Here is a 23,297-nt window from a genome sequence, read left to right on the forward strand (position 1 = left end):
CTCAATGACGTCGAATGGTCAACAGGGCGATCAGGATGTCGCGACGGGTAACGATGCCGATCAACCGCTGTTGTTCGACCACCGGATAGATCTTGGGCTTTTTGCCCAGCATCTCCTGAGCCAGGTCGGTGATGCTCTGGTTGGGCGACGCGGTCAGCACATCCTGGCGCATCAGCTCTTTGACCAGTGGGGCTTCGTCGTCATGGTATATGCTGTCCAGTACGCGGCCAAGCACGTCCTGTTCGGAAATGAAGCCGATCAGCCGGTCGGCTGCATCGACGACCGGTGCGCCGGGCAGGCGATGCAGCGCCAGGCCTTGCGCCAGGTTGGTGATGGACGTCTCCCCCGAGACGCGGTAGCAATCGCGGGACATGATATCGCGTACGGTATCCGGAATCTTGTTGTTCATGGGCAGTCTCCTCGAGCGTGACGCAGTGGCCGCCAGGCACGGCCAACTCTTTTACTGTAGGAGATTTAACTTGCCCTGCCTTGCCCCCATACTTCAGACATTCAACGGTTGACCATGGTCGAATCGTCAGCGACGTAGTCAGGAGCTTTTATGGACGCACGTGAATACCTCAACCGCAAGGGAGTCGGTCTGGAGCGAGAGCCGGAGCGCCCCAATACCCTGGAAGAGAAGGCCTGGGAGCGGGCGCGCGGCTCCGGTAACCAGCGCCCCAAGGCGGGTACGCCCCATGACTGGGAAGACTGGGAGCGTTTTCACGATGACCTGACCGAAGGCGTCGAGACCCTGGAGCAGAAAATCAACAAGGAAGCGCACCGCAAAGCGCTGGCCCGCGCTCAGGAGAAGGCCGAAGCGTCAGAGGCGAAGGCCCCAAATACGCAGGTCACAAACACGCCAGCCCATGCCCCGGACCCGGTAGGGCACTACACGCCGCCAGCGGTGGCGCAGCCTGCGTCATTGAACGCATCGCAGGCATCACCTGGGCAGCCCACCGTGCAGGAACCAGCTGCCTTGCGCCTGGCCTATCGCGCGCTGGCCATATTGCTGCCGCCTTTGGCGGTGGGGCTGACCGATGGAGGCGGGCAGCGGGTGGCCACGGCGACGCTCCTGACCCTGTTGGGCTGGGTACCTGGGGTGATCTACGCCTGGCGCTGGCTTGGCAAACATCACGCTGAGCGCTGATTTCCTCGCCGTGGCCATTGGCAGCCAACGATAACTGCGTATAATCTCCGTCAACTTTTATGTTTTTCGGGGTTTACTGATGAGCTATCTGGTCGGTGTCACGGCGCTTTGGGCTTTCTCTTTCTCCTTGATTGGCGTCTACCTGGCGGGGCAGGTGGATAGCTACTTTGCCGTTCTGATCAGGGTGGCACTTGCTACATTGGTGTTCCTGCCGTTTCTACGGCCGGGCCTGCTGCAGGGTAAGCAGCGGCTGGCACTGATGGCGCTGGGCGCCATTCAGCTGGGCGTCATGTACACCTTCTTCTACCAATCCTTCCTGCTGCTGTCGGTGCCGGAAGTCCTGCTGTTCACCATTTTCACCCCCGTGTATATCGCCCTGCTGGATGACCTGATGTTCAAGCGATTCACGCCCATTTATCTGGTCACTGCGCTGCTGGCGGTGCTGGGTGCCGGGGTGATCCGCTACGACGGCATCGACAGCGGCTTCTGGCTGGGCTTTCTGGTCGTTCAAGGGGCCAACCTGTGCTTTGCTATTGGTCAGGTGGGCTATCGGCGTCTAGCGGCAGACCTGCCGCCCACCCTGGCCTGGCACAACGTGTTTGGCTGGTTCTTCATCGGCGCCATGCTTGTGGCGCTGCCGGCCTTCCTGCTGTTCGGCAACGTGTCAGCGCTACCCAGCACTCCGATGCAGTGGGGCGTACTGGCGTGGTTGGGCCTGGTGGCTTCCGGGGTGGGCTACTTCGCCTGGAACCAGGGCGCCACCCGGGTGGATGCGGGCACCCTGGCCATCATGAACAACGCGCTGGTGCCTGCCGGGCTGGTGGTCAACCTGGTCATCTGGAACCGCGATGCAGACCTGGGCAAGCTGTTGCTGGGCGCTGCCATCATGGGGGCGTCTCTGTGGCTCAACCACTGGTGGCTGCAGCGCCGCAAGGTTGCCCTGGCCTGACCCAAGCTGCTGATTTTACGGCGTGGCAGGGGGTATCGCCACGCCGTCGGATTTGCCCGATACCCCGTGACTCCCCATAATGTGGGCTGATGCCAGCGAGAGTCGCCCATGTCTCATACCTCAACCTCACAAACCGCCGCCGGGCGCCAGCGTCCAGCCACGCCGCCGTTCAAGACCATTGGCCTGATTGGCCGCCTGGGCAGCGACAAGGTGCTGGACTCGCTCCAGCGCTTGGTGGATTACCTGGTTGGCCATGGCTACAAGGTGCTGATCGAGGACCGTACCGCCACCGCGCTGCCGCATCATGGCCAGCCGGAAGCCAGTCGTCGCATGCTGGGCGAGCTGTGCGATCTGGTCATCGTGGTGGGCGGCGACGGTAGCTTGCTGGGCGCCGCCCGTACCCTGTGCCGCAGTGGCACGCTGATTCTGGGCGTCAACCGCGGGCGGCTCGGCTTCCTGACCGATATCTCCCCCGACGAGCTGGAGCAGCGCGTGGGGGAGGTGCTGGCAGGCGAGTTCGAAATAGAAGAGCGCTTTCTGCTGGATGCCGTGCTGTACCGCAATGGCGTGGCGGTGGGTAACGGCGAAGCGCTCAACGAAGTCGTCGTGCACCCTGGCAAAGCGGTTCGCATGATCGAATTCGAGCTGTTCATCGATGGCCAGTTCGTCTACAGCCAGCGCAGCGATGGATTGATCGTCGCTACGCCGACTGGCTCGACGGCCTATGCGCTTTCCGGTGGGGGGCCAATCATGCACCCCAAGCTGGATGTGGTCACGCTGGTGCCCATGTTCCCGCATACCCTCTCCAGCCGTCCGATCGTGATCGATGCCGCCAGCGAGATTCGTATACACATCGGCGAAACCAACCAGACCTACCCGCATATCAGTTGCGACGGGCAAACCCGCGCGGTGGCCAAGCCCGACGATGTGCTGGTGATTACCCGCAAACCGGAGCGCGTTCAACTGGTACACCCCTTGGGGCATAACTTCTATGAAGTGCTGCGCAGCAAACTCGGTTGGAGCCATCGGCTAGGAGATTGACATGGAGGGGTACGATCTCATTGGTGATGTTCACGGCTGCGGTGCCACCCTGGCCGCGCTGCTGGAGAAGCTTGGCTACCATCAGCGCAAGGGCGTGTATCGCCACCCGCGCCGCAAGGTGATCTTCCTGGGGGATCTGATCGATCGCGGCCCACGCATTCGGCTGGCGGTGTCCATCGCGCGGCGCATGGTCGAGGAGGGCGAGGCGCATATCGTCATGGGCAACCATGAATACAACGCCCTGGCCTATATGCACCCGGCCCCGCCAGGCAGCGCCAAGCGCTGGCTGCGCGAGCATACGCCGCGCCATAATCGCATCATTCAGGATACCCTCGACCAGTATCGTGACCATACCAACGAATGGGAAGATACCCTGGCCTGGTTCAAGACCATTCCGCTGTGCCTGGAACTGGACGGTATCCGGGTGGTGCACGCCTGTTGGGACGACGAGCTGATTCGCCAGCTCCGTCAGCGTTCACCGTCTGCCCAACTGGACGACCGCTTTCTGGTGGAGTCCACCGACCCCTCGACCCAGGCGTTCCGAATTCTCGACCGCCTGACCCGTGGTCCGCACATTCGGCTACCGGAGGGCGTGGCCATCCACTCGGGCGACGGCTTTACCCGGCAGACCTTTCGCGCGCACTTCTGGTCGGCCAACCCGCAGCAGTGGGGTGATGTGGTATTCCAGCCGGATAACCTGCCGGGCGACCTGGAGACGCGGCCATTGACGCTGCAGGAGCGCGAGCGGCTCAGCTATTACGGCCCGGAGCAGCCGCCGCTGTTCATCGGCCACTACTGGTGCGAGGGCATTCCCGCCTTGCCCGCCGCCAATATCGCTTGCCTGGACTACAGTGCGGTAAAATTTGGCCGACTGGTGGCCTATCGCTGGAGCGGTGAACGCCAGTTGAATGCCGATCATTTCGTCTGGATTCAAGTGCCTAGAGAAGAGCGGGCATTGCCCAAGCCCTGGGAGATCGATTTTGATTGACCCTTTTGAGCAATCATTACAATTGGTTACATAATTTTTGCAAAACTGCTGAACTAACCCTGCTGCCGGCTATCAGAGTAAGTGTTCCCTTGAATGATCCCTTGCTTTTATCCGGCGGCCCCCTCCGCCGGATTTTTTTGCGTATCCGATGGCAAACGTGCGCGTAAGCGTCATGACCACTGGTTAAAAGGAAGATGTCATGCACCCCGTCATGCTCTTGCCCCCCGATGCAGACACTCAAGCGCTGCGCAAGGCCCTATGGCATTACCGGATAGGCCATCGCATCACCGATGAAGAAGACGGCCAGCTCCTCTGGGTGGCTGACCCGCGCCAATACGATGAGCTCCGTGCCCTGGTGGCTCGCTGGGAGCGAGGCGACGAGCTGATCAGCGACGCTGCGCCACCCAAGCGCTCGCTGCCCACCCAAGGGCTGGTCGCGACTCTGCGACAAGTACCGGTGACGGCGCTGATGATTCTGATCAGTCTGGCCGTATTTGCATTGACCGGGATCTGGGGCGACCTGTTGATCGTCTCTTTGACCATCGTGCCGGTGGGTGTCTCTGGGGGGCAACTGGTCTACGGTTCGCTGCCCGATACCTTGCTCAGTGGTCAGGTGTGGCGCCTGCTGTCACCGGCTTTTCTCCACTTTGGCTGGATGCACCTGATCTTCAACCTGATGTGGGTGTGGTATTTCGGCCAGCAGATCGAACGGCGCCAGGGCAGCAAAACGATGCTGCTATTGCTGTTGCTGGCGGGCATCGGAGCTAACCTTGCCCAGTACATGACCGGCACGGTGCTGTTTGGTGGCATGTCCGGGGTCGTCTATGCGCTTTTGGCGCATGTGTGGCTGATGTCCCGGCGTGCCCCAGGCAGCGGTTTTTTCGTGCCGCAAATGCTGGTGGTCTTCATGCTGGGCTGGATGGTCTTTACCATGACCGGCATTGCAGGCACCGTGGGCTTTGGCAACGTTGCCAACGAGGCGCATTTGGGTGGCCTGCTCGTGGGGCTGGCAACCGGCTGGTATTATTCTTCCCGCTTCAAAAAGCTTTGAGCAACCCGCAAAAGAGGTGCTGACCGTGAGTGACATGACGTTCGACAAGATGATTCATCAAATGACGCCCACCATCTATGAAAGCCTCAAGCAGGCGGTTGCCCTGCGCAAGTGGCCGGATGGACGTCGCCTGACTGCCGAGCAGACCGAGCTCTGCCTGGAGGCGGTGATGCGCTATGAAATGGAAAACAACGTGCCCGAAGCCAATCGGGTGGGTTACCTGGAGCGCCGCACCTGTGGGGCGGGTGCCACGGGGGCGGGCGTCAGCCCGGAAATGGCAGGCCTGGCTCGGGATGCCACCCGTGACTGATGATTTGTTTGCCACCGATGCTACGCCGGTGCAGGGGTGTCTGCAGAAAATGGCGGCCAGTGTGCCAGGCCGCAAGGATGCCGAGGTGGTGTACCACCTGCGTGCCGGGGAGCATCGGGTTGGCCTGAACGAGCGGGTGGGGTCGTTCATACGCCTGCACTGGAGCGGGGCCATTGCCTGCACTCACTGCGGGCGCGCCACCAACAAGAGCTTTGCTCAGGGGTATTGCTACCCGTGTTTCAAGCGCTTGGCCCAGTGCGATACCTGCATCATGAAGCCGGAAACCTGCCACTACTACCAGGGCACCTGCCGCGAACCCGAGTGGGGCGAGGCCCACTGTTTCCAGCCCCATATCGTTTATCTTGCCAACTCCTCGGGGCTGAAGGTGGGCATCACCCGCAAAACCCAGATGCCCACCCGCTGGTTGGATCAAGGGGCCATTCAGGCGCTGCCCATTCTGGAGGTCGATACGCGGCAGCAGTCCGGCATGGTCGAAATGCTGTTCAAGGGGCAGGTCGCCGACCGCACCAACTGGCGGGCGATGCTGAAAGGCGAGGTGGCCACGCTGGACCTGTGTGCAGAGCGAGACCGTCTGTTGAGCGTATTGGCCGATGGGCTGGCGCAACTGCGCCAGGTGCACGGTGAGGATGCCATTCGTGAACTGGATGAAACGCCTTACCACTTCCACTACCCGGTGGAGGCTTTTCCACGCAAGGTGGTGTCGCACAATTTCGATAAGCAGCCACAGGTAGAGGGTGTCTTGCAGGGCGTGAAAGGGCAGTATCTGATACTCGATACCGGCGTGATAAATCTTCGTAAATTCACGGGTTACGAGATTATCGTTAGCTAAACGCCTAGCCAGAGTGGCCAGTGTTGTCTAAGGTTAACGGAGTTATTTCTCCCCCTGCCCAATGCAACGCAAGGAAGCCGCAATGCCCTGGCTAAAATTGCTTCACATTGCCGCACTGGTTATCTGGTGCGGTTCGCTGCTTTACTTACCTGCGCTGCTGAGTCACGCCCTTCAGCTGCGCAAGGACGCTGGATTTGCGCAGGGCTCACCGCCCATGCCGCGCTACTTCTACAACTCCGTTGCCACCCCTGCGGCGCTGCTGGCCATTGCGTCGGGCACGCTGCTGTTCCTGCTTCACGGGCTAATGGGTGGGTGGCTGATCTTCAAGCTGGCTGCGGTGGTCGCCATGGTGGCTGCCCATGGCTGTTTTGGCTGGCTGATTCTACGTCTGGAAATGGGCATCTATCGCGGTGTGAAACCCGCCAACCTGCTGGCGCTGTTGCTGGCAGTGGCGGGTATTCTGGCCGTACTGGGCTTCGTGCTGGCCAAACCACTTGATTGGAGTTAGCCGATGCCCATGAGCAGGTGGTCAGTCGACATCCACGCCCACGGCGTGTTCATAAACCAGTTGGCCGCCCAGCCAGCCGGCCAGCGCAATCAGTCCTCCGGTCAGCAGCGATACCGCCAGCCCCCAGGGCAGGATCGCGTCGGGCTCGTTGAAGCGCAGCAGCCAGTTGAACGACGCCAGCGAGAGCATCACCACCGCCACGATGGCGTGGCTCCAGCCGGTAATCAGACGCCGAATGCGCGACACCGTGACCAGATCGATGATACCGGCTATCGAGGCGACCCAGCCGCCAAAGGCGCCGACGCCCGCCAGCCACAGGCCGCTGCGCATCCAGAAGGGGTCTTCGGTATACCAGTAGGCCAGGTCGCTTGCCACCAGGGCCATCAGGGCTGCAACGGGGAAGTGAATCATTACGGGGTGCAGCGGGTGGCCAGCCAAAGAGGCTCGGCTTTTGATCGAACGTTGGGGAGTTGGCGCCATGGTCACTTCCTGTGGGCAGACTAAAGGGAAACAGCATATGAGGGAACGCAACAGCAATATAGCCTCGCCCAACATTCAACGCGTTACGGGTCGGCGGGTCAACCGGATAGCCATTTTGGCGGTTCTCGGACTGGCCCTGTTGACCGCTGGCTGTGCGGGCGATAAGTCCATTCTAGACCCCGCTGGGCAGGCTGCACGAGATGTTGCCCTGATTTGGTGGATCATGTTGACCTTCAGCACCGTGGTGCTGGCGGTCATCACGGGGCTGTGGCTGTTTGCCTTCAAGCCTAGGGACGTCACCCGCACGCCTTCCCAGGAGCGCAAGGTGGCTCGCCACTGGATTCTGGGCGGCGGTATCCTGCTGCCCGTGGCCAGCATCGTGGCGCTGCTCGCCTTTGGCGTGCCCGCCGGTCAGCGCATGCTGGCCATTGGCGAACCCGGCGAGGTGATCGAAGTCATCGGCCACCAGTGGTGGTTCGAAGTGCGCTACCCCAATGCCGAAGGCGGCGAGGTGGTCACCGCCAACCATCTGGTGATGCCGGTCGGCGAGCCGGTGGACTTCCACGTGACCGGCGCCGACGTCATCCATGGTTTCTGGATCCCGCGTCTGGGCGGCAAGGTCGACATGATTCCCGGCCGGGAAAACCGCATTCGCCTGCAGGCAGACATTCCTGCCGTCTTCGGTGCCCAATGCGCCGAGCTGTGTGGCATCGGGCATGCCCATATGCACCTGTTCGTCGAAGCCCTGCCCCGGGAAGAGTACGACGCCTGGCTGGCCGAGCGCCAGCAGGACGCGCTGGCAGCAGCGGCTACGGCCAATGCCGCCGACGACGAGGCGCGCAGCGCGTTCATGACCCACTGTGCCAGCTGCCATACGGTGGCCGGGGTCAGTGGTGGCACGCTGGGGCCCGACCTTTCCGACGTGGGCAGCCGAGCGACGCTGGGCGCTGGCGTGATGGCCATGGACGATGGCGCCATCAGCCAGTGGCTGCAGCATCATCAGACGCTGAAGCCCGGTAACCTGATGCCGTCCCACGATGATATCGACACGGACACCCTGGACAGCCTGGGTGCTTGGTTGGAGACCTTGAACCCATGAGTAGCGTTAGTCAAAAAGCCGTTGAGCAGGACCCGAAGCAGCTCCACGAAGACCTGCACGATATCTGGGGCAACCCCAAGGGGTTGAAGGCACTGACCATCGTCAACCATACGACGCTGGGCCTGCGTTTCATGATCACCGGGATGGTGTTTTTCCTGATCGGCGGCATCCTGGCCATGCTGGTGCGTACCCAGCTGGCCATGCCCGATCAGGATTTCATGTCGCCGGATATCTACAATCAGGTCACGACCATGCATGGCACGGTCATGATGTTCCTGTTCGCCATCCCCATGCTGGAGGGCTTGGCGATCTACATGATCCCCAAGATGATCGGCGCGCGAGACCTGGTATGCCCACGGCTGACCTCGCTGGGCTACTGGTGTTACCTGTTCGGCGGCATCATTCTGACCTCCAGCCTGATTCTGGAAATCGCTCCTTCCAGCGGCTGGTTCATGTATACCCCGCTCAGCAGCAGCGAGTTTTCCCCTGACCTCGGCCCTGATTTCTGGCTGTTGGGGATTACCTTCGTGGAAATCTCGGCGCTTTCTGCCGGGGTGGAAATCGTCGTCTCCATCTTGCGCACACGTACCCAGGGCATGGCGCTGCATAAAATGCCGCTGTTTGCCTGGTACATCCTCGCCATGGCGCTGATGATCGTGGTGGGCTTTCCGCCGCTGATTCTGGCCAGTGTCATGCTGGAACTGGAGCGCGCCGTCGGCATGCCGTTTTTCGAGGTGGCCAGTGGTGGCGATCCGATTCTGTGGCAGCACTTGTTCTGGCTGTTCGGACATCCTGAGGTCTATATTATCTTCCTCCCGGCGGCGGGGATCATCTCGACCCTGATTCCAGTCTTCGCCGGCAGGCCCATCGTCGGCTACGGCTGGGTGGTCTTTGCCATTATCGTCACGGGGTTCATCAGCTTCGGCCTGTGGGTTCACCACATGTTCACCGTGGGCATTCCCCAGCTGGCGCAAGCCTTCTTCTCGGCGGCCAGCATGCTGGTGGCAGTGCCCACGGCCATTCAGGTGTTCGTGTGGCTGGCCACGCTATGGCTGGGCAAGCCCAAAATGAAGCTGCCCATGCTGTGGGTGCTGGGCTTTCTGATCATCTTTGTCTGCGGTGGCTTGACTGGGGTCATGCTGGCGCTGGTGCCGTTCAACTGGCAGGTGCACGATACCCACTTCGTGGTGGCGCACATGCACTACGTGCTGGTGGGGGGCATGTTCTTCCCGCTGATTGCCGGGCTCTACTACTGGCTGCCGCTGTTTTCTGGGCGCATGCCCTCTGAGAACCTGGGCCGCTGGGGTTTCTGGCTGACGTTCCTGGGCTTCAACGGCACTTTCCTGATCATGCACTGGACTGGGCTTCTGGGGATGCCGCGCCGGGTCTACACCTACGATACCGGCATGGGCTGGGATATCTACAACCTGCTTTCGTCGGTCAGCAGCTTCGTCATGTCTGCCGGTATTGCCATGGTGCTGCTGGATATTGCGCTGCACTTCCGCTTTGGCAAACCCGCCAAGCAGAACCCCTGGAACGCCGATACGCTGGAGTGGGCCAACACCATGCCGCCCAGTGCCTACAACTTCGTCAGCCTGCCCAAGATCGAAACCCGTCACCCCCTGTGGGATGACCCCAACCTGCCTGTCACCATGGCAGAAGGGAAGCACTCGCTGGCGGTGGCCACCCACGGGCGGCGTGAGATGTGGGGCACTGACCCTATCTCCGGCAAGGTGCGTGAAATCATTCACCTGCCGGGTAACTCCTGGTGGCCGCTGTTTGCTGCCATGGCGTTGGCGGTGGTGTGTATCAGCCTGCTGGTGCGGGTCTATGCGCTGGCCGGTGTCTTCGTGCTGATTGCCGGGGTGTTCCTGCTGCGCTGGTCCTGGGAGAACGGCGCGCATCCCAAGGCCTCGCCGGATGCCGATGTGTCACCCGGTGACCCGCCGCTGCACTCTCGCACCATGGATGGCCCGGGTGTGTGGGCCATGGGCACCTTCCTGATTGCCAACGGCTCGTTCTTCCTCTCGTACCTGTTTGGCTGGTTCTATCTGTGGACCGTCTCCCCGGAGTGGAGCATGCCCGACACATCGCCACTGTCGTTGGTGGGGCTGGTGGTAGCGGCTCTGGCCATGACGGCGGGCTACATCGTGATGGTCAAAATGATTCGCGGGCTGCGCCGCCAGCAGGATGCCGGGCTTGCCAGCGGTTTCTATCTGGCCGGTGCGCTGGGAGCCGTTCAGGTGGCCGTGACCACCTGGGTGATGCTGGCCGCCGATTTGGCTCCCACCGAGACCACCCACGATGCCGTGCTGCTGTTGGGCCTGATTTATGCCCTGTTCCACGGTGGACTGGCGGTCGTGCTGACGGTCATGCAGGCGCTGCGGGTGCGCTACGGCTACGTGGGTGCCCACGCGCCGTTCGAACCTGCCGTGGTGGTACAGCTGTGGCGCTACAACGCCGTGGTGTTCTGGATCCTGGTGGGCTCACTCGCTGTGTTGCCCCGCGTCATTGGAGGTTGAGGCCATGTCACCTTTACTCGAGCGCTTGAGGTTGACGCATCCCATCCACTTCGTGGTGGGCCTGACCGTATGGTGCATCTGGTTCATCGCCGTTTATGGAGGCCACGCCGTGGCCTGCGAGGTGGCGGCCCCCGCCACGGAGCGTGGCGTGTTCACGCTGCTCAATGGCTGGATGCTGCTGCTGAGTCTCGTCACGACCGCGCTGCTGACGGCGCTTACCTGGTGGTGCTGGCAAGCAGGTCAGCACCACCAGGGGCGTGCTCGGTTCAATGCCGTGGTCTCGGCGGGGCTGTATCTGTTCTCCGCGCTTAGCGTGGTGTTCGTGGCGCTGCCGATCATAGGCATTCCGCCTTGCGTGTAACGTGGCCTTGAGCGACGCATCGGCCACGCACGCGGCCCAACTCGACGGCCTGGAAGCACCGCTGTATACGCTGCACGGCATGTGGTGCACCAGCTGTGCGCTGGCGGTGGAAGGAGCGCTCAAACAGCAGCCGGGCGTGCTCGACGCCAGCGTTCACTACCCGACCGCCACCGTGTGGGTGAAGGGTGAGCCCGATGCCACGGCGCTGGACGCACTGGCGCCCAACGTGGCGCGGCTGGGCTATCGGCTGGCGCCGTTGGAAGACCTGCAGGACGCCCATGCCCGGCTGGAGCAGGAAAGCCGTTACTTGACCCTGCGCTTGATCGTCGGCTCGGTTTTCGGCATGTGGACCATGCTGGCCTCGCTGCTGATCTACGCCGGGGCCATGCCCACGGCCGCGCTGGAGAGCGTGCTGGCCTGGGTGTCGGGTGCCTTTGCGATTCCCGTGGTGAGCTATGCCGGGCTGCCTTTCTACCGGGCGGGCTGGCGCACACTGCGGGCAAGGCGGCCCGGCATGGACGTGCTGGTGAGCCTGGGCGTCCTGGGCGCCGTGGTGGTATCGCTGGGCCTTTTGTGGCGTGGCTCGGTAGAGGTCTATTTCGATACGGCGGTGATGCTGATCGTCCTGCTATTGGTGGGGCGACTGGTCGAAACGCTGTGTCGTCAGCGGGGCTTGAAAGCCTTCGATGCGCTGGCGCTGCCCGATACGTCGGTGCAGGTGCTGCATCAAGGGCAGGTTCAGGAAACCGCCATCGAGGAGGTCACGCTGGGCCAGCGCATTGCCGTTGCCCCAGGCGACGTGGTGCCGCTGGATGGCACCCTGGAGACCGACGGCTGGCTGGACACCGCCACGCTGTCCGGTGAAAGCCAGCCGCGCTTCGTGGGTGCCGGGCAGCCAGTGTATGCAGGCTGTCGTTTTATGGGCCGCGGTGGGCAGGGCGGCTCGCTGGAACTGACCGTGACCGCCACGGCGGGCCAGCGGCGAATGGACAAACTGTGTGACCAGATGCGTCGCTTTCAAACGCAAAAAGGCGAGCTGCACACCCTGGCCGAACGGTTTGCCGCCTGGCTGAGCCCCGCCGCGCTGGTGTTGGCGGCAGTGACTCTGCCCATTGCCTGGCTGATGGGCGTGGGGTGGGACGAGGCGAGCGTGCGCGCGCTCTCGGTGCTGGTGGTGGCCTGCCCCTGCGCCGTGGGTCTGGCTGTGCCGCTGGCAAGCCTGGCGGGCAGCAGCCAGGCCACCCAGCAGGGTATTGCGCTGCGCGACCCCGCCGCGCTGGAAGTGTTGGCCAAGGTGCGCTCGGTGGCGTTCGACAAGACCGGTACTTTGACCCAGGGGCAGCATCGCGTGCTGCACGCGATGCTGCGCGAGGGGGCTGACGACGCAGGGTTTCGCCTACAGTTGGCCGTGGCAGTCAGGCAGAGTGAACACCCGCTGGCGAACGGACTGCGCCACTGGGCAAGCGGCACCTCGCGGGATCAGGTGGAGGTTCATGAAACGCCGGGGGCCGGGCAAACCATCACATTCGCCGATGGCCACACCTGGTGGCTGGGCAGTAACGCGTGGCTGGCCCAGCAGGGCAAGGAGATCCCCGCCGATGCAAAGCACCCGGCATATGGCTTTGCATCCGAGGTGCTGGTGGCGGATGAGCAAGGATGGCTGGCCACCCTGTACCTGGCCGACCAGCCCGTGCCGGATGCCCAGGCCACGCTTGCCCAGCTGCAGAGCGCCGGTTACGTGCTGGCGCTGATCAGCGGAGATCGCCAGGGCCCGGTGCAGTGGCTGGGCCAGCGTGTTGGTCTATCGCGGGAAGCTTGCTATGCCCAGCGCTCCCCGGAGGCCAAGGCACGCCTGCTGGAGGCGCTGCCATCACCCACGCTGTACGTGGGAGATGGGGTCAACGACACGCTGAGCCTGGCAGCAGCAGCGGTGGGCGTGGCCCCGCTGCACGCCAGCGACGCTGCCCGGGAAGGGGCCGCTGCGCAACTGCTGTATCCTGGTATTGCGGGGGTCGCCAGGCTGTTGAGCGTTGCCCAGCGAACGCGTCGCATCATGGTCCAAAACCTGCTGTTATCGGCGCTCTATAACACTCTGGCGCTGGGGTTGGTGGTCACCATGGCCATTCCCCCGCTGGTCGCCGTGCTGGCCATGGCCGCCAGTTCCCTCAGCGTCACACTCAACGCCGCGAGGCTGACCTGGGCCGAGCCCGATGCGCTTGGGCCTACTCACGGTAGCCCAACGCCTCACCCAGCCGCTGAGCATGTTGCGCCACCCAGCGCGGATCGATCGCGCCCCACTGCTTGATGACGTAGTGGCCGATGTTATGGCGCTCGCCGTCGCCTTTTTCGAACACGCACTCGATGTCCAGTTCGCTCAGCGAGGCGATGGTATCCTGAGCCGTGCGCCTGGGCATGCCGGTGGCTTCCATCAGCGCAGGCACGCTGGAAATGCCTTGTTCGATCAAGTGGGCCACGTATAGGCGGCGGTAAAAGCTGGATTTTGTTTTACTGAGCGACATAGCGAGGGCGTCTTCTTGGTGATGTGTACTCCAGCAGTCTAATCAAATAAGTCCCCCTGTGCCCGCGGTGGTCGAAAGTCGCGGGTGTTCAAGCCCTGCTCGGTGCGCGATTGCATGTTCCATTGACGGCTGGCGCGCTGGAAACGCTGGGCGATCAGGTCGGCAAAGACCCCTTCCCCACGAAAGCGCTTACCAAACCGTGCATCGTAGTTCTGGCCGCCTCGACACTGGCGCATCAAGCTCATGACCTTGGCGGCACGTTCCGGGTAATGGGCGTTCAGCCAGGCTTCGAACAGAGGGGCGACTTCATGGGGCAGTCGCAGCAGCATCCAGGTCGCGGTACGCGCCCCCGCCCGGCTGGCCGCTTCGAGGATGCGCTCGATTTCATGGTCGGTGAGTCCCGGGATGATCGGTGACACCAGCGTGCCTACCGGTATGCCTGCCGTGTTCAGCTCGCGAATGGCTCTCAAACGTGCCTGGGGCGATGCCGCCCGAGGCTCCAGCGTGCGCTTGAGGTTGGCGTCCAGGCTGGTCAGGCTGACGAATACCCGCACCAAACGGTGCTCCGCCATTTCCGCCAACAGGTCCAGGTCGCGAAGAACCAGTGTGCTCTTGGTCACCAGGGTGACCGGGTGGCGACAGGCCAGCAGCAGCTCCAGCAGGCGCCGGGTCGTCTGGTAAGTGGCTTCCAGCGGCTGGTAGCAGTCGGTGTTGCCAGACAGGTTGATAGGGCGGCAGACATACTGCGGATGGCAAAGCTCCTGTTTTAGGTGCTCGACCAGGCCGCTGCGGGCGATCAGTCGGGTTTCAAAATCGAGCCCCGGCGACAGGTCCCAATAGGCGTGGGAAGGGCGGGCATAGCAATACACGCAGCCATGTTCGCAGCCACGATAAGGGTTCAGGGAGCGGTCAAAGGGCAGATCGGGTGAGCGGTTCCAGGAAAGCGCGCTTTTGCTGGGCTCTTCGCGCACTTCGGTAGCCAGCGATGGGCGAGCTTCCTCTTGCCACCAGCCATCGTCCTCCATGACGCTGCGGGTCGGTGAAAAACGGTTATGGGGGTCGTACGTGGCACCGCGACCTTTATGCACGGCGGATAGAGGAAGGTTATGGGGCGTCATCGGGAGCCTCGCGCTGAGCTACCTGAGGTATGTGTATCCATACAGTATAGGGTGTTTGTCATGCTCTGCAAGCAAGGGACATCGGTGCGCCATCAACTGTTTGCGCACCGCAGGCAATCTCGGTTTCGATACCTGGGTCGTGAGCGACGCGACGTTTACGTTTGCCAAGTGCGATTATGCGGGCACGGAGCGTACTGCCAATGAGGTGCACGCCATGTCGCTGGCCAATCTGGCGGGGGAGTATGCGCAGATCGTGGATACGCAAGGAGCGCTGGCGCGGTTTACCACTCGCCGCGGCGAATGAGCGATGCTTCCTCGACGGCGGGGTTGTAGAGGTAGCACCAGGCATCGCCATGAGAGGTCGCCAGCACCGTCCGGTCGTACATCCCCTCTGTCGGAGAGTGGTGCAGGTAATCTTCCAGCTCATCGAGCCGGGCTAGCCGCTCGACATCAATGGCATACACTTCCACCAAAACGCCTGTGGAGGGCATGAGCTTGGCGCCGGGGTAGGGGCCCAGGTCGTAAAGCGTAATCGACGTTAAGCAGTCCTGGCCCAGCATGTCTGCGCCGCCCAGCCAATGATGATTGCGATGACCGTGCTTTAACGTGCCGTATACCGCCACGCGGGAGCAGCGTTGGATTGCCTGTTGTAGATGCTGCATGACGTTCACACCTTGTAAAACATGAGACGAGCCATTGCGAAAGCGCCTGGGCAGGTTGCCGAGGCGCTTTGCTTACTGAGCCATAAGCCTACCGCTTCTTGCGAGCGGGCTTTTTGTCTCCGGCTTCGGGGTCTGTGCGGTGTGAGGTGCCCGGGAAGTGGGCTCGGACGAGTTCCAGCAGGCCCTGGGTGGAGGCGTCGAAGTCGGCGGCGTTGGCGTCGATGCGCTCGCTGATCTCACCGGCAATGCGTTTGCCGAGCTGCACGCCCCACTGGTCGAAGGAGTTGATATTCCAGATCACGCCCTGAACGAACACCTTGTGCTCATACAGCGCAATCAGCGCGCCGAGGTTCTTCGGAGTCAGCTCGTCCAGCAGCAGCGTGCTGGAAGGGCGGTTGCCGGGGCAGCTGTACGGGTCCAGTTGGCTCAGTTCTTTGCTGTCGCCCTGGCTGCCTTCCATGAAGGCGTTGGCCTGGGCCAGCATGTTGGTGAGCAGGGCAAAGTGGTGGTCTTCCACGCCCGGCTCCGGCTTGAGCGAAGCGATGAAGTCGATGGGCACGTAGCGGGTGCCCTGGTGCAGCAGCTGGAAGAACGCGTGCTGGCCGTTGGAGCCGGTTTGCCCCCACACGATGGGGCCTGTCTTGTAATTCACCGGGTGGCCGAAAATATCCACCGACTTGCCGTTGGACTCCATGTCCAGCTGCTGCAGGAAAGAGGGCAGCTGGTTCAGCGCCTGGTCGTAGGGCACGATGGCCTGGGTTTCGGCGCCAATGAAGTTGATATACCAAATGCCGATCAGCGCCATCAATACGGGCATGTTCTGGGCGAACGGCGCTTCGATGAAGTGGCGGTCCATCTCGTGGGCGCCTTCCAGCAGCTCGATAAAGCCTTCGAAGCCAATCGAGAGCGCAATGGGCAGGCCAATGGAAGACCACATGGAGTAGCGCCCGCCCACCCAGGCCCAGAATTCGAACACGTTCTCTTCACGAATGCCGAACTCCATGGCCGCTTTGCGGTTGGTGGAGGCGGCAATGAAGTGCGCCCCCACGTCGGCGTCTTCCCCGGCGTTCTCCAGGAACCAGCGCCGCGCAGTCTTGGCGTTGAGCAGGGTCTCCTGAGTGGAGAAGGTCTTGGTAGAAACGATGAACAGCGTGGTGGCGGGGTCGAGCCGTGAGAGCACCTTCTGAATGTGAGTGCCGTCCACGTTGGACACGAAGTGGAAGTGCAGCTCCGGATGCCGGTATTTCAGCAGCGCCCGCACCGCCATGTTGGGGCCCAGGTCCGAGCCGCCAATGCCGATATTGACCACGTCCTTGATACGCTGGCCGTTATAGCCTTTCCACTCGCCGTTACGCACTGCCTCGGAGAACACCTTGATCTGCTCGCGGGTGCGGGTGATTTCGGGCATCACGTCTTCGCCGTCCACGTAGACCGGCTCGTCGCCCAAATGGCGTAGCGCGGTGTGCAGTACCGGGCGGTTTTCGGTGACGTTGATGATGTCGCCGGAGAACATCTGAGCGCGGCGCTGTACCAGGGCCGAGTGGTCGGCCAGTTCGATCAGCTTGGCCAGTACCGCATCAGACACCTGGTGCTTGGAGTAGTCCAGAAAAAGGCCTCCGACACGCAGGCTCATTTTTTCGAAGCGCTTAGGGTCGTGGGAAAAATAGTCGCGAATGCGATCGTTGGCGGTTTGATCGCGCAGGCGCTCCAGGGCCTGCCAAGTAACGCTGCGGGTGAGTTGAAACATAACGGGCGGTCCTATTTGTTTTTACATCGTTGTTCCGAATCAGAGGGCGTGCCTCCAATCGTGATTCTTGTTTATGTAAAAATACTACATATTGAGCGACATGAAAGCGCTGTACGGCTTGAATCGCTTGAAAATGAGTAATAAAACGAGAGTTTGGGCCAGCTGAAGGACTTGGCTACAAAAAGGGCGGGCCTGGGCCCGCCCCTGGTAAGGCCAGTGTGCAACCGTTAGCTGGCCACCGCTACCTGTGCAGCACCGCGCTTGATGAACGCATAGCCCAGGCCAGTAATCAAGGAGCCCGCAATGATCGCCCCCAGGTAGAGGAACGCCGGGGTGATGGCGTTGGGGATCAGGAGCACGAAGATGCCGCCGTGGGGCGCCATCAGCTGAGCGCCGATCAGCATGGAGAGCGCGCCGGTCACCGCGCCACCCGCGATACAGGCCGGAATCACCCGCAGCGGGTCTTTCGCGGCAAAGGGAATCGCGCCTTCGCTGATGAAGCACAGGCCCAGCACGAACGATGCCTTGCCCGCTTCCCGCTCAGGGGCAGAGTACTTGTTGCGCGCCACAAAGCTGGCGATGCCCATGCCAATGGCAGGCACCATGCCTGCTGCCATGATGGCCGCCATGGGCGCGTAGGTTTGCGATGCCAGCAGGCCCACGCCGAAGGTGTAGGCGGCTTTGTTGACGGGCCCACCCAGGTCGAAGCACATCATGGCGCCCAACAGAATGCCCAGCAGTACGGCGTTGGTAGAGCCCATGGAGGAGAGGAAACCGGTCAGGGCGGCCATGATGGCGGCCACGGGTTCGCCGATCACGTAGATCATGGTCAGGCCGGTGACCAGGCTGGCCACGAACGGGATGATCAGAATCGGCTTGAGGGATTCCACGCTGGCAGGCAGCTTGACGTACCGCGTCACGGCCAGTGCCACATAGCCGGCCAGGAAACCGGCCAGAATGCCGCCGATGAAACCGGCATCGATATTGGCGGCCAGCATGCCGCCGATCATGCCGGGGGCGATGCCGGGGCGGTCGGCAATCGAGTAGGCAATGTAGCCTGCCAGCACGGGAATCATCAGTGCAAAGGCGGTGCCGCCACCGATCTGCATCAATGCTGCCGCCAGGGTGCCCTCTTCCTGAAACGCTTCGATACCAAACACGAACGACAGGGCAATCAACAGACCGCCCGCCACGACCATGGGCAGCATGAAGGAAACGCCGGTCAGCAGGTGCTTGTAGACGCCTTTTTCCTTGATACCCTTTTTGGCCGAGGCACCGCCAGCGGCGCTGGTGCCATCTTCCACCGCTGCGTCAGTCAGCGCGGCTTCCAGCGTCGGGCGGGGCTTTTTCAACGCGTTGCTGGTGGAGGTGCGATAAATGCGCTTGCCCGCAAAGCGAGAGGGGTCCACTTCGATGTCGCAGGCCAGCACGACCACGTCAGCAGCGGCGATCTCTTCATCGGTGAGTTTGTTTTGTGCGCCCACCGAGCCCTGGGTTTCCACGCGAATCTGGTGGCCCATGGCTTTGCCCGCTTCGGCCAGCGCTTCGGCGGCCATGAAGGTGTGAGCAACGCCGGTGGGGCAGGCGGTGACGGCAACGATACGTTGGCCGCCTGGGCTGCCAGCGGGGGCCGCTGCGGTGGTGGCCGGGGCGCTGTACAGGGGGGCGTCGCGTTTTGCCTGGGTCAAAAACGCCGTAGGATCGGGAAGGGCGCTGGCAATCGGCGCCTTGAACAGCCGCTTACCTTCGAAACGCTCCGGGGCCGGTACCTGGTCGGCGGCGACCACGATCAGGTCGGCGTTGGCGATCTGTTCGGCGGTGGCCGCCTGCAGAGGGGCAATTTCACCATGCATTTCCACATGGACGTGCCAGCCCAGCCGGGTGGCGGCTTGTTCCAGGCGCTTGGCGGCCAGGAAGGTGGTCGCCATGCCGCTGGGGCAGGCGGTAATCAGGATCAGGTTCATCGCGTGGCTCCCTCGGTGTGGGTGTCGTCAAGACGCCGTACCCGGGTCTGTTGTTGGAGTGAGTCGAAATCGTCGGCGTGGGGGTTGCCCACGCCAACATGGCGAACGGCTTCGGCAGACAGCGCCGTGGCGAAGCGCAGCGTGGCGTCGGGGTCGTGCTGGCTCAGCAGCCCATGCAGCATGCCCGCCACGAAGGTATCGCCCGCGCACACGGTGTTGACTGCGTGAACGCTGGGCGGCGTCGAGTGCCAGGTGCCGTACTGGCTGGCCCACAAGACGCCTTCGGCACCGGCGGAAATCAGCGCGTGTTCGATACCGCTGGCATGCAGACGCTGGGCAGCAGCTTGGCGCTGGGCATCGGAATCGAGGGCGTGCCCCGCCCACTCGGCCAGCTCGGTTTCATTGGGCTTCACCGCCGCAGGCTGGGCGGCGATGGCCGTCAGCAGTGCCGGACCGCTGGTATCCACCCACAGCGGCACGCCAAAGCCTTTCAGGAAATCGAGTAGCTCATTGAAGATGGCCGAGTCGATGCCCGGCGGCAGACTGCCTGCCACGACGATGGCCTGCGGCGCAGTGTCCTCGAACAGGCCGTTGAGCGTCGTACGCAGAGCGCTGAGATGAGCTGCTTCAATGGGCATGCCGGGGCCGTTGATATCGGTCACCCGGCCGCTCTGCTCGGCAAGCTTGGCATTGATACGGGTGTTGCCCGGTACCCGCACGAAGGCGTCTTGAACGCCGTAATGCGGAAAGGCCAGACGAAAGGGGGCGTCGTTGTCCTGGCCCAGAAAGCCGCTGACGACCACCTCATGGCCAAGGCTGGCCAGCACCCTGGCGACGTTGACCCCCTTGCCCGCCGCCTCCAGCAGGGCGTGAGTGGGGCGATTGACCTGCCCCAGCGTCAGCGTCTCCAGGTCGAAGGCGAGGTCCAGGGCCGGGTTCAGCGTGATGCAGACCACTCGTGCCATCAGCGAGCCTCCAGCGCATCGCGCACGTCATCGCTGGTTGCCTTGCTCAGGGCCAGCTGCGCCGTGGCCTGCGCTTCTGCCAGGTCGAACTCCCGCAGGCGGGCCTTGACCAGCGGGATCTGCCGCGCGCTGACCGACAGCTCGTCGACGCCGAGGCCCACCAGCACCGGAACCGCCATGGCATCCGATGCCAGCTCGCCACAGACGCCGACCCACTTGCCGTGGGCGTGGGCTGCGTCGACGGTCATCTGGATCAGCCGCAGTACGGCCGGGTGCAGGCCGTCGGCCTGGGCAGACAGCTCCGGGTGGCCCCGGTCGATGGCCAGGGTGTACTGGGTCAAGTCGTTGGTGCCCACCGAGAAGAAGTCCACTTCGGCGGCCAGCGTCGGTGCCAGCAACGCGCTGGAGGGCACCTCGATCATCACGCCAAGCTGCACGTCGGTGGCGCGCTGCTGCTCCGTGATCTCCTTGAGCAGTCGGTCGTAGATGGCTTTGGCGGCGCGGAATTCGGCCACGTCCTTGACCATCGGCAGCATGATGCGCAGCGGTTTGCCTACGGCGGCCATCAGCAGGGCGCGAAGCTGCGTTTCCAGCACGTCCGGCTGGGTCAGCGCCAGGCGAATGCCGCGCAGGCCGAGGAAGGGATTGTCTTCCTGGGGGACTGGCCAGTAGGGCAGGGGCTTGTCGCCGCCCACGTCCAACGTTCGGGCGACCAGCGGTCGGCCAGCGAGTGCATCGGTGGCTTCACGGTACTCGGCGATCTGCGTCGCCAAATCCGGAGCACTGGCGTAAGCCATGAACAGAAACTCGGTGCGCAGCAGACCAACGCCCTCGGCGCCACGCTCGACGGCATCGGCGGCGTGGGCCGTATTGCCCAGGTTGGCAGCGACCTCTACCCGGTGGCCGTCGCGGGTCTGGGCCTGCTCGAAGCGCAGCTCCCAGGCGTCGGCTTCACGCTGCTGCTGGTCGAGCAGCTGCTGTTCGGCGCGCCGCAGGCGCTCTTCGGAAGGTTGCGAGATCACGCGGCCGCGCTCGCCATCCAGAATCATCATGCCGCCGTTGGCCAGCGCCATGACCGACTCGCCTGCGCCCACCAGCGCGGGAATGCCCAGCGCACGGGCCAGAATGGCGCTGTGCGCGGTGGCGCCGCCGCGAACGGTGAGCAGGCCTCGCACCCGAGAGGTATCCAGGCGCGCCACATCGGAAGGGCCAATGTCGTCCATCACCAGAATGTAAGGGTGGTCGGGTGGCTCGGGCAGAGTCACGTCGCACAGCACACCCAGCACTCGGCGGCCGACGTCGCGCAGGTCGGCGGCCCGCTCTGCCAGCAGCCGGTCGGCCAGCATCTCCTGAGCACGGGCGGCGGTGTCGATGGCTTCCCACCAGCCAGCCTCCGCCGAGCGCCCTTCGCCGATGGCGTCCAGCGCCGCCTGACGCAGCTCGGGGTCGTCCAGCATCTCTTCATGCATGGAGAGGATGTCGGCGACTTCACCGCCGGGCGCGTTATGCACCAGCGCCTGCAGCTGGGCGGCGCCTTCCTGCAGCGCTGCACTCAGGCGGCGCGCTTCGGCCTCGGGGTCGTTGGCGTGCTCGGGATAGTCGAACGCCAGCGGACGAATGACGAACACAGGTGCAATGGCCAGCCCCGGAGACGCCGCCACGCCGGTATGCGGGGTATCGGCCGCCAGCGGCGTGATATCGGGCTGGCGGGTGTCAGTGGAGGGGCGGGTCTCGCGGCCGCCATCGAAGGGCGTGACTTTCTCGCCCAGGCCCTCTTCCACGGCGGCGGCGAGGGCATCCAGGGCGTGGCTGGCTTGCTCGCCTTCCGCAGAGAAGATCAGCCACTGGCCACGACGTGCGCCAAGGCCGATGACCTTGGTCAAACTGGCCGCCGAGACGGTGGTGGCGCTGCCCTCTTCCAGCCGAACGTTGATGGGCATGGTCTGGGCGCGGGCGATTTGCACCAGCTGTTTGGCCGGGCGGGCGTGCAGGCCGTGGGGGTTGAGAACGCGCACACGGCGTGTTTGCGTTTGGGCGGTTTCTCCCGCCAGCAGCGCCAACAGCTGGGCACTGCTCTTGCCCATCAGGCTTTCACTTTGGCCACTCTCCACCAGTGCCAGCAGCTGTTCGAGCAGCGGGCGGTGGCTGTCGCCGCTGGCCGCCAGGCAGAAGAGGGCGTGAACGGCGCGCCCGTCGTGTTCGATGGCATCAGCGGGCGTGGCCACGCCCAGCGCGGGCTGGCGTACCCCCGTTGCCTGGCTGGCGAGCCAGAGGCCTTTGCCCAACCACTGTGGCGCAGAGCTGGCCACGGCGCTGATGAAAGCATTGTCGACGCAGCCGCTTTGGCGCAGCCGGGCCGCGGCGGCCAAGGCCAGCTCCTGCGGGTCTCGGGCAGGGAAGTTGACACACAGGGTGTCGGCGTCCAGCTTGGGAGCCACGGCGGGGCGGGAAAGCAGCCGGGCCACGTCGGCGGCTGAACTGGCGTTGGCCAATTCGCTGGCCACGCCGTCTCGGTCCAGCACGTGGGTCAGTTGGCGCAGAATGTCCAGGTGCTCGTCATTTTGTGCAGCAATGGTGACCAGTACATGCACGGTGTTGCCGTCATGCCACTGAACCCCTTGGGGGAACTGCAGCACGCGTACGCCGGTACGCTTCACCAGATGGCGGCTTTCCGGGGTGCCGTGGGGGATGGCAATGGCGTTGCCCAGATAAGTAGAGGACTGCGCCTCACGGGCATGCAGGCCATCGCGGTACTCGGCCTCCACCAGGCCAGCCTCGGCCAATGCCTTGGCGGCGCTATCGAGTGCAGCTTGCCAATCCTGCGCATGGCGGTCGAGCAAGATGTCATCAGGGCCGAGGGTCAGCATAGGGTTCTCCTGTAAACGCGGTCAGGTAACGGCAACGTCTGCGATTGGCGGCGAATGTGCGCGCATAAAACGTTAGTCGTAGAGCGTTGAGGTTAGCTGGATGAATCGTGTCACCTGTGTATAGTGGCTATGCTGAATCGATTCACTTT

Annotated in this window: 22 protein-coding genes; 13 read left to right on the forward strand and 9 right to left on the reverse strand. The window is 63.1% G+C overall.

Features of this window, described 5'->3' with window-relative positions; genetic code table 11:
• Position 1: 1 nt before the first annotated feature.
• A complete protein-coding gene (locus IE091_RS08285; protein WP_096922730.1) occupies positions 2-409 on the reverse strand; it encodes a CBS domain-containing protein in 408 nt (135 codons plus the stop codon).
• A 150-nt stretch (positions 410-559) separates the two neighbouring features.
• Between IE091_RS08285 and IE091_RS08290 the strand changes: the two genes are divergently transcribed.
• From IE091_RS08290 to IE091_RS08325, 8 genes are all read left to right on the forward strand, one after another.
• Positions 560-1,147, forward strand: coding sequence for a YqaE/Pmp3 family membrane protein (locus IE091_RS08290; RefSeq protein WP_189463385.1), 588 nt, complete (start codon positions 560-562; stop codon positions 1,145-1,147).
• Positions 1,148-1,226: 79 nt separating this feature from the next.
• Positions 1,227-2,096 carry a carboxylate/amino acid/amine transporter gene (locus tag IE091_RS08295; protein ID WP_189463386.1) on the forward strand — a complete coding sequence of 290 codons (870 nt, stop codon included), beginning with the start codon at positions 1,227-1,229 and terminating at the stop codon, positions 2,094-2,096.
• A 108-nt stretch (positions 2,097-2,204) separates the two neighbouring features.
• On the forward strand, positions 2,205-3,137 hold the full coding sequence (locus IE091_RS08300) for an NAD(+) kinase (protein ID WP_039179466.1): 933 nt from the start codon (positions 2,205-2,207) through the stop codon (positions 3,135-3,137).
• Position 3,138: 1 nt separating this feature from the next.
• Positions 3,139-4,125, forward strand: a complete 987-nt coding sequence (locus IE091_RS08305) for a metallophosphoesterase (RefSeq protein ID WP_189463387.1) — start codon at positions 3,139-3,141, stop codon at positions 4,123-4,125.
• A 199-nt stretch (positions 4,126-4,324) separates the two neighbouring features.
• Positions 4,325-5,176: a rhomboid family intramembrane serine protease gene (locus IE091_RS08310; protein ID WP_189463388.1), complete on the forward strand. Its 852-nt coding sequence runs from the start codon at positions 4,325-4,327 to the stop codon at positions 5,174-5,176.
• A 25-nt stretch (positions 5,177-5,201) separates the two neighbouring features.
• Positions 5,202-5,486, forward strand: a complete 285-nt coding sequence (locus IE091_RS08315) for a YeaC family protein (protein ID WP_026001740.1) — start codon at positions 5,202-5,204, stop codon at positions 5,484-5,486.
• Positions 5,470-6,336 carry a DUF2797 domain-containing protein gene (locus tag IE091_RS08320; protein ID WP_189463389.1) on the forward strand — a complete coding sequence of 289 codons (867 nt, stop codon included), beginning with the start codon at positions 5,470-5,472 and terminating at the stop codon, positions 6,334-6,336. Before IE091_RS08315 ends, IE091_RS08320 begins: the two co-directional genes overlap by 17 nt.
• A gap of 82 nt (positions 6,337-6,418) precedes the next feature.
• Positions 6,419-6,844, forward strand: a complete 426-nt coding sequence (locus tag IE091_RS08325) for a CopD family protein (protein ID WP_039179477.1) — start codon at positions 6,419-6,421, stop codon at positions 6,842-6,844.
• A 21-nt stretch (positions 6,845-6,865) separates the two neighbouring features.
• On the opposite strand, the gene IE091_RS08330 is transcribed toward IE091_RS08325, so the two are convergent.
• The gene (locus tag IE091_RS08330) at positions 6,866-7,324 is read right to left on the reverse strand and encodes a DUF2231 domain-containing protein (RefSeq protein WP_016914243.1); all 459 of its coding nucleotides are present in this window, start codon (positions 7,322-7,324) and stop codon (positions 6,866-6,868) included.
• 37 nt (positions 7,325-7,361) lie between these two features.
• On the opposite strand from IE091_RS08330, the gene coxB reads away from it, so the two are divergent.
• From coxB to IE091_RS08350, 4 genes are all read left to right on the forward strand, one after another.
• Complete coding sequence (gene coxB / locus IE091_RS08335) at positions 7,362-8,423, forward strand: cytochrome c oxidase subunit II (protein WP_189463390.1); 1,062 nt, start codon at positions 7,362-7,364, stop codon at positions 8,421-8,423.
• The gene (gene ctaD / locus IE091_RS08340) at positions 8,420-10,945 is read left to right on the forward strand and encodes a cytochrome c oxidase subunit I (protein WP_039179483.1); all 2,526 of its coding nucleotides are present in this window, start codon (positions 8,420-8,422) and stop codon (positions 10,943-10,945) included. Before coxB ends, ctaD begins: the two co-directional genes overlap by 4 nt.
• Positions 10,946-10,949: 4 nt before the next feature.
• Positions 10,950-11,306, forward strand: coding sequence for a hypothetical protein (locus tag IE091_RS08345; protein WP_189463391.1), 357 nt, complete (start codon positions 10,950-10,952; stop codon positions 11,304-11,306).
• 79 nt (positions 11,307-11,385) lie between these two features.
• The gene (locus IE091_RS08350; RefSeq protein ID WP_229800791.1) at positions 11,386-13,611 is read left to right on the forward strand and encodes a heavy metal translocating P-type ATPase; all 2,226 of its coding nucleotides are present in this window, start codon (positions 11,386-11,388) and stop codon (positions 13,609-13,611) included.
• On the opposite strand, the gene IE091_RS08355 is transcribed toward IE091_RS08350, so the two are convergent.
• Together IE091_RS08355 and IE091_RS08360 are read right to left on the reverse strand one after the other, a co-directional pair.
• Entirely contained in the window at positions 13,529-13,825 is a 297-nt protein-coding gene (locus IE091_RS08355) for a winged helix-turn-helix domain-containing protein (RefSeq protein WP_081135084.1), read from the reverse strand. The genes IE091_RS08350 and IE091_RS08355 overlap by 83 nt on opposite strands.
• A gap of 38 nt (positions 13,826-13,863) precedes the next feature.
• On the reverse strand, positions 13,864-14,943 hold the full coding sequence (locus IE091_RS08360) for a PA0069 family radical SAM protein (RefSeq protein WP_189463393.1): 1,080 nt from the start codon (positions 14,941-14,943) through the stop codon (positions 13,864-13,866).
• 139 nt (positions 14,944-15,082) lie between these two features.
• Between IE091_RS08360 and IE091_RS08365 the strand changes: the two genes are divergently transcribed.
• Positions 15,083-15,247 carry an isochorismatase gene (locus tag IE091_RS08365; RefSeq protein WP_229800787.1) on the forward strand — a complete coding sequence of 55 codons (165 nt, stop codon included), beginning with the start codon at positions 15,083-15,085 and terminating at the stop codon, positions 15,245-15,247.
• Here the strand turns inward: IE091_RS08365 and IE091_RS08370 are convergent.
• The 5 genes from IE091_RS08370 to ptsP all read right to left on the reverse strand — a co-directional run bounded on the left by IE091_RS08370 (position 15,225) and on the right by ptsP (position 23,148).
• The gene (locus IE091_RS08370; protein ID WP_189463395.1) at positions 15,225-15,605 is read right to left on the reverse strand and encodes a gamma-glutamylcyclotransferase family protein; all 381 of its coding nucleotides are present in this window, start codon (positions 15,603-15,605) and stop codon (positions 15,225-15,227) included. The genes IE091_RS08365 and IE091_RS08370 overlap by 23 nt on opposite strands.
• Before the next feature lie 88 nt (positions 15,606-15,693).
• On the reverse strand, positions 15,694-17,352 hold the full coding sequence (pgi, locus tag IE091_RS08375) for a glucose-6-phosphate isomerase (protein WP_189463396.1): 1,659 nt from the start codon (positions 17,350-17,352) through the stop codon (positions 15,694-15,696).
• Between the two features lie 227 nt (positions 17,353-17,579).
• Positions 17,580-19,316 carry a PTS fructose-like transporter subunit IIB gene (locus IE091_RS08380; RefSeq protein WP_189463397.1) on the reverse strand — a complete coding sequence of 579 codons (1,737 nt, stop codon included), beginning with the start codon at positions 19,314-19,316 and terminating at the stop codon, positions 17,580-17,582.
• A complete protein-coding gene (gene pfkB, locus IE091_RS08385) occupies positions 19,313-20,281 on the reverse strand; it encodes a 1-phosphofructokinase (RefSeq protein WP_189463398.1) in 969 nt (322 codons plus the stop codon). Before pfkB ends, IE091_RS08380 begins: the two co-directional genes overlap by 4 nt.
• Positions 20,281-23,148: a phosphoenolpyruvate--protein phosphotransferase gene (gene ptsP / locus IE091_RS08390; protein WP_189463399.1), complete on the reverse strand. Its 2,868-nt coding sequence runs from the start codon at positions 23,146-23,148 to the stop codon at positions 20,281-20,283. Before ptsP ends, pfkB begins: the two co-directional genes overlap by 1 nt.
• Positions 23,149-23,297: the final 149 nt, after the last annotated feature.

The organism is Vreelandella hamiltonii (assembly GCF_014651775.1).
Taxonomy (GTDB): domain Bacteria; phylum Pseudomonadota; class Gammaproteobacteria; order Pseudomonadales; family Halomonadaceae; genus Vreelandella; species Vreelandella hamiltonii.